Source organism: Limnospira sp. PMC 1279.21 (assembly GCF_032349615.1).
GTDB classification, from domain to species: Bacteria; Cyanobacteriota; Cyanobacteriia; order Cyanobacteriales; family Microcoleaceae; genus Limnospira; species Limnospira fusiformis.
Genome location: NZ_JARPLU010000445.1, coordinates 1 through 925 on the forward strand (window position 1 = coordinate 1; position 925 = coordinate 925).

Annotated in this window: 1 protein-coding gene; it reads left to right on the forward strand. The window is 48.0% G+C overall.

Annotated elements, in window-relative coordinates; genetic code table 11:
• The first annotated feature begins 62 nt into the window (after positions 1-62).
• Complete coding sequence (locus P5683_RS25330; RefSeq protein ID WP_006625806.1) at positions 63-773, forward strand: DUF1997 domain-containing protein; 711 nt, start codon at positions 63-65, stop codon at positions 771-773.
• Positions 774-925: the final 152 nt, after the last annotated feature.

The following is a 925-nucleotide window of genomic DNA, read 5'->3' on the forward strand; positions in this document are numbered from 1 at the left end:
GCTATCGTCGCATTGTCCGGGAACAACCGGAAAAATGTCGCGTAAATGTATCAGAACCCATCATGCCACAAAATTTCGTTAGATCTCAGCCAGTAGCAGCATCTGAGCCAGACCTAAATAACCCCCGTGATATGCAGCCTTCCGACCCAGAACAACAAGACTCCACAGAACAACCAGAACAAATGTGGTTTCACACGGACTACGACGACTGTATGGAGATGTTTGCGGATTGGGAGACGGTAGCCGAATATCTGGGACATCACCAAGGTTGGTTTTGTCGATGCGCGCAACCGATGAAAACCGAACCCATTGGCGAAAACTCCTATTCCCTAATTATTGGACGTTTCGGGGCTTTTGGCTATCAAGTAGAAGCTAGAGTCGGCTTGGAATTAGTCCCCCCAGACGAAGCTGGAATCTATCGTATCCGCACGACACCAATTCCTGATTATGTTCCCCCTGGTTATGAGGTGGATTTTCAATCGACTATGAAACTGGTGCAACTGTCGGTTGAGGAGGTCTGTGAGAAATACCAAGTGGAACCGGAAAATTGTCCGGCGATCGTGACTGGGGCTAAATGGCATTTAGATCTGGCTGTGGGGGTGAAGTTCCCCAAGTTCATTTTGGATATGTCGCGGGCGCTAATTCAGAAAACCGGAGATAGCCTTCTCAAGAAGATAGTCAAACAGGTTTCTCGTCGCCTTAGTTACAAAACCCAACTAGACTTTCACACTACCCAAAACTTGCCCTTTCCCAAGAAACGTAAAAACCGCTAGTTATCTGTAGGGTGCGGTGGGGGGATAATTGCTGATGCCTTGGTAGCAACCCCCCACCGGTTATCGTAGCTGGGTCTAGGCTATAATAGATATGACGGTGCGAGACGTTTAGGAGTCAAATAAGGCTGCAATGCCTGAAATAACCTCCTAGA

Bases quoted from the DNA above. Each gene is read 5' to 3' on its own strand.
- P5683_RS25330 (WP_006625806.1), top strand. From the start codon at position 63: ATGCCACAAAATTTCGTTAGATCTCAGCCAGTAGCAGCATCTGAGCCA.